Source organism: Viscerimonas tarda (assembly GCF_054601255.1).
Window position 1 is genome coordinate 1 of record NZ_BAAHWV010000070.1, and the last position, 6383, is coordinate 6383.

At 38.9% G+C, this 6383-nt stretch carries 9 protein-coding genes and 1 pseudogene; 9 read left to right on the forward strand and 1 reads right to left on the reverse strand.

Annotated elements, in window-relative coordinates:
- The 4 genes and pseudogenes from ACYPWY_RS15355 to ACYPWY_RS15370 form a co-directional block, all read left to right on the forward strand.
- Positions 1-638 (forward strand): annotated as a pseudogene (locus tag ACYPWY_RS15355) (hypothetical protein); the annotation flags it as partial.
- Positions 639-650: 12 nt separating this feature from the next.
- Positions 651-1124, forward strand: a complete 474-nt coding sequence (locus ACYPWY_RS15360; RefSeq protein ID WP_459686424.1) for a hypothetical protein — start codon at positions 651-653, stop codon at positions 1122-1124.
- 239 nt (positions 1125-1363) lie between these two features.
- On the forward strand, positions 1364-2905 hold the full coding sequence (locus ACYPWY_RS15365) for an RHS repeat domain-containing protein (protein WP_459686425.1): 1542 nt from the start codon (positions 1364-1366) through the stop codon (positions 2903-2905).
- Between the two features lie 43 nt (positions 2906-2948).
- Positions 2949-3446, forward strand: a complete 498-nt coding sequence (locus tag ACYPWY_RS15370) for a hypothetical protein (protein WP_459686426.1) — start codon at positions 2949-2951, stop codon at positions 3444-3446.
- 15 nt (positions 3447-3461) lie between these two features.
- Here ACYPWY_RS15370 and ACYPWY_RS15375 read toward each other — a convergent pair whose 3' ends face one another.
- Complete coding sequence (locus ACYPWY_RS15375) at positions 3462-3641, reverse strand: hypothetical protein (RefSeq protein WP_459686427.1); 180 nt, start codon at positions 3639-3641, stop codon at positions 3462-3464.
- Here ACYPWY_RS15375 and ACYPWY_RS15380 point away from each other — a divergent pair.
- The 5 genes from ACYPWY_RS15380 to ACYPWY_RS15400 all read left to right on the forward strand — a co-directional run.
- Entirely contained in the window at positions 3591-3821 is a 231-nt protein-coding gene (locus ACYPWY_RS15380; protein WP_459686432.1) for an RHS repeat-associated core domain-containing protein, read from the forward strand. The two genes, ACYPWY_RS15375 and ACYPWY_RS15380, sit on opposite strands and share 51 nt — an antisense overlap.
- A complete protein-coding gene (locus ACYPWY_RS15385; RefSeq protein WP_459686428.1) occupies positions 3728-4702 on the forward strand; it encodes an RHS repeat-associated core domain-containing protein in 975 nt (324 codons plus the stop codon). Before ACYPWY_RS15380 ends, ACYPWY_RS15385 begins: the two co-directional genes overlap by 94 nt.
- 1 nt (position 4703) lies before the next feature.
- Positions 4704-4967, forward strand: a complete 264-nt coding sequence (locus ACYPWY_RS15390) for a hypothetical protein (protein WP_459686429.1) — start codon at positions 4704-4706, stop codon at positions 4965-4967.
- 51 nt (positions 4968-5018) lie between these two features.
- Entirely contained in the window at positions 5019-5561 is a 543-nt protein-coding gene (locus ACYPWY_RS15395; protein ID WP_459686430.1) for a hypothetical protein, read from the forward strand.
- Positions 5562-5611: 50 nt separating this feature from the next.
- A partial coding sequence (locus ACYPWY_RS15400) for an RHS repeat protein (protein ID WP_459686431.1) occupies positions 5612-6383 on the forward strand: 772 nt, incomplete at its 3' end.

Genomic DNA, 6383 nt, shown 5'->3' on the forward strand with positions numbered 1-6383 from the left:
GTGGAGGAAGTTTAACACCTTCAATAAGTTTCGGAGTCGCATCATATAATTTTGGAACAGGAAAATGGGGCTATCTTGGTAAAAAAGGGAACAAGTGGTATGAGGATGTGGGATATGGAGCGGGAGCGTTGGGGAATTTGTCTGATGCCGTTTCTTTATTTGCAGGGGGCGGAAAAAATATATATGCAAATTCTGAAAAAACCCCTGATAGTGATGGCAATAAATGGGGACATCATTCATTGACATACAAAGATGGTAAAACTTCAAAAACATTAGTTTCTGTTGGTCCGAACTCTCCTGTTACTACAACTGATGAACTTGGGAATAAGTTAAGTATTTCTCAAATATACAAAAACTCAATTACAGGTGCGAATTTAGATTGGAATACCTATTATGGTAAATCGGGTACTTGGACCCTAGGCCTTAACAATGTAAGCACAAATGCCATAAACAGTTATGTGTCAGGTGTAACGCGGTGGGATTTACTTCTTAACAGTTGCGTGGGACATACAACGAGGGCTTTATGGTCGGCAGGCGTTCCAACCTTATATTTGTTCCACCCGCATACATTGAATGTTCAGTTAATGGTTAGACAGTTAGGGATTTATTCAAGTCCGTATTTATATCAAATTCCATAAAACTGAAATAATATGAATAAATTATTAGTAATAATATGTTTAGAAATGTTCGTATTCAGTTGTTCTCCTTTTCATAAATGTAATTCAAATAACAATATGGAACAAATAGTACAAGAACGACAAGTGCATAATTTTGCAGAAATTCCCACAGAGTTATTAAGTCATATAGAAAAAATGGGAATAGATAGTTCTTCAATACTTAATGAATATGAGGGAAGATATTTAAATTTTATTTTTAAAATAGACAATCAAGATTTTGACTTTATTGGGAAAAAGGTTGGTTTCAATTGGAGTAAAATAGATTTTTTTAAAGACGAAAGAGAACGCTTTTTCCGCAACTCTACACCTGTTGGCGGTACTATATTATACATTTTCAATGCCATCCAAAAAGCGGAAAGCGGCGGTTATGACGCTGCGATTGTGTATTGGAGTAAAATGTTTGTACCAACAAAAGATGTGGTAAAAAGGCTGAAAAACCAGCGTTAAAAAACGTCTATCATTGATGGGGAGACCAACAGAAAGAGCTGGATTGTTTGATTTAAGACCTGCAACTAATTCCCCCTTTTGGCGCAAGTTTGCAACTTGTGTCTAAAATACAGGCAGTTTTCAATCCCCGCTGGCACGGACATGCGAAAAGTACCCCTTTTGGCGCAAGTCTGCGACTTGTGCCTGAAATACAGGCAGTTTGTAACTGTTATGAAGAAGAAAAAAAGGTTAGTAGAGACATGATTATCAAAACAACTAAAACATATAACGACAAAAAATCACGCACAGGCATGATACCACAAACCGAAGGCTTCACCTACGACAACCTGGACAGGCTCACAACTGTTACCCACAACGGTGCGTCCGTTATGGATATTAGCTACCATGCCAATGGCAATATTGAATCCAAGACCGGCGTAGGGCAGTACGCCTACCTGTCGCCAAAGCCTCATGCTTTGACGTGGATAGAAAACAATGGTGGGACAGATCCGGCTTATGGCCAGAATATTACTTATACCAACTTTAATAAGGTTGCTACTATTTCCGAAAATAGAGGCTATAACGGCGTATGCAATTTGAGTATTGCATACGACCCGATGCAGAACAGACGGCAAAGTACCGTGAGCGGCAATGGTTATACAAAAACTACCGCATACTATGGGGATTATGAGACCGTAACCGGAGATGGAGGAGGGTTGAGACACTTGTACTACATATCGGGTGGAGACGGTTTGGCTGCTGTAATTGTAAGATATAGTGCATCAAATATCAAGGTGTATTATGTCCACAAAGACCACCTGGGCAGCATAATAAAGCTCACCGAAAGCAATGGCACGGAAGTTTTCAAAGCCAGCTACGATGCCTGGGGCAAGCAAACCGTTACCAACAATACCTTCAAGTTCTACCGTGGCTATACCGGCCACGAACACTTGCCGGAGTTTAACCTGATTAATATGAACGGGCGGGTGTATGATCCTGTTTTGGGCAGGTTTTTAAGTCCTGACCCTTATGTGCAGATGCCGGATTTCTCGCAAAATTTCAATAGATATACTTATTGCTTGAATAATCCGTTTAAATATACGGATCCTAGCGGGGAGTTTTGGCTGCTGTCGGAAACAATTGCGGGGCTTATAAGAGGAATTGGTCATGCTATACAAGGAAAAGGGATAGATCATATTTTTACAGATACCTGGAGGGCATTTGCAAACAGTATTAAAATTGATTGGGGATTGTATAAAGGTAGCTTCAAACAAATTATTTCCCGTTTTACGTGGGAGTTGCCACAGACTATTCTTGGAAATAATTGGTCTCATATTAGAAACTATATCGGACATGTGGACAAAGTGCGCTATCATGGTGGCGCGACCTATGTGATAAATGACAGGTCGAAGAAGAGCAATGGCGTTACCTTAGGATCCTATATCAATATAAATATTCGCGAGAAATATGATAATGATAAATATGGAAAAGATGGCGATTTTAAGCCATGGGCCAGTCCATTGTTTATGCATGAGTATGGGCATTATCTGCAAAGCCAACTTTATGGATGGAGTTATTTGTTTGAGATAGGAATACCAAGTATAAAAAGTGCAGATAAATCTGAAGAGATTGGTCAAGTTTACGATGTTGAAACAGGAAAATGGATAGTACGCAAAACACATGATGAATATTGGACAGAAACGGACGCCAACAGACGGGCGGCAGCTTATTTTAGTCAATATACAAAATGGGAAGGCAAGAAGTTTTATGGATATCCGATTATTAATGCAAATTTTAAATAACTCATAACCAGATACTAAGAAGATGGTTCTCAAATTAAAAATCATGAAGAAGCTATATTTTATTCCGGTACTACTTGCATTAGATTTTTTATTTACCGCATGTCCATATTTTTCAATGGAAGATGATTCTAGTCGTAGGGATTACATAACTATGTATAATCATTCAAATGACGATATATCATTTTATTTTTCACTATATCCTTCTGATTACGAGGGGGCTATATACCCAGATACTTCACTCATTTCTGAAGAAGCAAAATATCTATTGCAAAATACTATTAAAGAGAATTATAGAAAATTTGAAATATTACCGTTAGAATGGTGCTATAATAACTATAAAACAGATACCCTTTGTCTATATATATTTTCCACCGACACAATAGCAAAATATGACTGGGAAACCATCAGACGGGAGTACAAGATACTGAGACGATATGATTTAAGTTATCAGGATTTCAAAATGTTGGGGAATAAAATTTCATATCCACCTTCGGATGCGATGAAAAATATAAAAATGTGGCCACCGTATGGGACAGAGTAGATTAAAGTTCTTATCTTAGCAAAATAAAAAAGCGTTCTTTAAAGAAGTGTTCACAAAGACCATCTGGGCAGCATAATAAAGCTCACCGAAAGCAATGGCACTGAAGTATTTAGAGCCAGCTACGATGCCTGGGGCAAGCAAACCATCACCAACAACACCTTCAAGTTCTACCGCGGCTATACCGGCCACGAACATTTGCCCGAGTTCAGCCTGATTAATATGAACGGGCGGGTGTATGATCCTGTGCTGGGACGGTTTTTAAGTCCTGACCTTATGTTCAGATGCCGGATTTTTCGCAGAATTTTAACCGGTATAGTTATTGTTTTAATAATCCGTTTAAGTTTACGGATCCTAGCGGGGAATGGCTATTGGTAGATGATTTGGTAGCCATGGCTATCGGGGGGACTGTCAATTTGGTAGTAAACATTGTGCAGGGTAACATTCACGGCAATGTATGGGAATGTATCGGACAAGGTGCAGCAGCCTTTGGAGCTGGAGCAGCGGCCGGGGAATTAGCATTATATGGTCCCGCCGGTTGGGTTGCGGGAGGCGCTATCGTTGGAGCAACAAACACGTGGTTAGCGGGAGGCTCGACACAAGATATAGTAACAAACGGAGTAATAGGCGGAGTAGCTGGTTTAGCCGGAGGGTATGCCGGTCAATTGGGCGGAAAACTTCTTGGAGGTGTTATTATAAATGGGGCAAGAGTGACCAGCCCTGTATTGCAAGGAGCCATCACTGGCACAATTGGCGGAGCAACAGGCGGTTATGTTGGCGGGTTTACGGCCGGATACATAATGACCGGCGATTTGGCACAAGCGAATAAAGCCGGCTTGAATGGCGCGGCGTTTGGCGCTCCCATTGGCGGAATAAGCGGTTCCATCTCTGCTTACAGGCATGCCGTTAAAAATGAGATAAGTCCGTGGACGGGGAAACCAATAAATACACAATCTCAAACCACAACAGTTTATAGAGTTGCTTCAAGTCAAGAATATGCAGATATTCAAAATAATGGAATAAGAGTTAATCCTGATGGAGCTGGATATCAAGATGGAAAGTTATTTTATACTTCATACGAAGATGCTTTGAAAGGACAAGTATTGCTTCAAAAATATAATGGAGAATCTTTTATTATTGAAGTAGCATATCCAACAAATATTATCAATAATTCATACCATTTCACTCCAGATGGCATGAATGCGATAATGATTAATTCGCTAAACTTAAATAAATCAATATTAATTCGTTATAAATAATATGGTGTCTGCAAAAATTTGTTTTATAGGACAAAGGATATATTATAATCATTATAGACCTGCAATAGCAGTTCGAGATGATATGTTAAATTCTTGCGAGCTGAATTTTAAAAATAAAGACAAGGTTCATGGTGGCGAAGAAATTGAATCTGATATATTCTTTTTTCGTGAAGACTTGGTTGTAAATTATTTGTATGTTGGTAAATTTTTTTTAATGTACGAGGGTCCAAAAATTGTTGGACAAGGAAAAATTACCTTTGTGTAGCCCTGATGGTCTTTGGTTATTTAGAATACGCTAAATTTAGGAGATACTGCGATGATAAATACTTATAATTTTTTGATGCTAAATGGCTTTAAAGTAATAAGAGAAATAAAGTCCAACTTATTTGGAGATAATTGTCTTGTACTATCTAATAATATTATTGAATTACGATTTATTAAAGATAAAAGAATGCAATATATTGATATACGAAGTATCATTTTTGCCAAAGGTTTTTTTAAGGGACGGCTAATTAAATCCATTATGTATAAAATAGTATTTTTTAAACAAAAACAACATTCCATATTCACCTTGTTTATGTTGTTTTGTCTTGTACTCTTGTTTGGTTGTGAGGGATATAAATGTGCAATAGGGACAATTTATGATTCTACTACCAATCAAACTATTGACAGTGTAAAATGTGTAGTCTTGACAGGAACTGAAACTCAATTTTCTGATAGTATCGGTAAATATTCTGTTTGTAATGATTTCGGCGGGTGCGTTCCTAAATGTTTGGATATCCAAATTGAGTTTTCAAAAACTGGATATAAGACGAAGATTGTGATTAATCCGAACAATATCTATTTAGAGAAGGAATAAGTTGCTTCACTCGTTAACGCAAAAAAGGAAAAGAAAATGTTAGCAAAAACATGATTATCATAACCGAAGGCTTCACCTACGACAACCTGGACAGGCTCACAACTGTTACCTATAACGGTGCATCTGTGATGAATATAACCTACCAGACCAATGGCAATATTGAATCCAAGACCGGCGTAGGACAATACGCCTACCTGTCGCCAAAGCCTCATGCTTTGACGTGGATAGAAAACAATGGAGGGACAGATCCGGCTTATGGCCAGAATATTACCTATACCAACTTTAATAAGATTGCTACTATTTCCGAAAATAGAGGCTATAACGGCACATGCAATTTGAGTATTGCATACGACCCGATGCAGAACAGACGGCAAAGTACCGTGAGCGGCAATGGTTATACAAAAACTACCGCATACTATGGGGATTATGAGACCGTAACCGGAGATGGAGGAGGGTTGAGACACTTGTACTACATATCGGGTGGAGACGGTTTGGCTGCTGTAATTGTAAGATATAGTGCATCAAATATCAAGGTGTATTACGTCCACAAAGACCACCTGGGCAGCATAATAAAGCTCACCGAAAGCAATGGCACGGAGGTATTCAAAGCCAGCTACGATGCCTGGGGCAGGCAAACCGTTACCAACAACACTTTCAAGTTCTACCGCGGCTACACCGGCCACGAGCATTTGCCGGAGTTCAGCCTGATTAATATGAACGGGCGGGTGTATGATCCTGTGCTGGGACGGTTTTTAAGTCCTGACCCTTATGTTCAGATGCCGGATTTTTCGCAGAATTTTAACCGGTATAGTTATTGTTTTA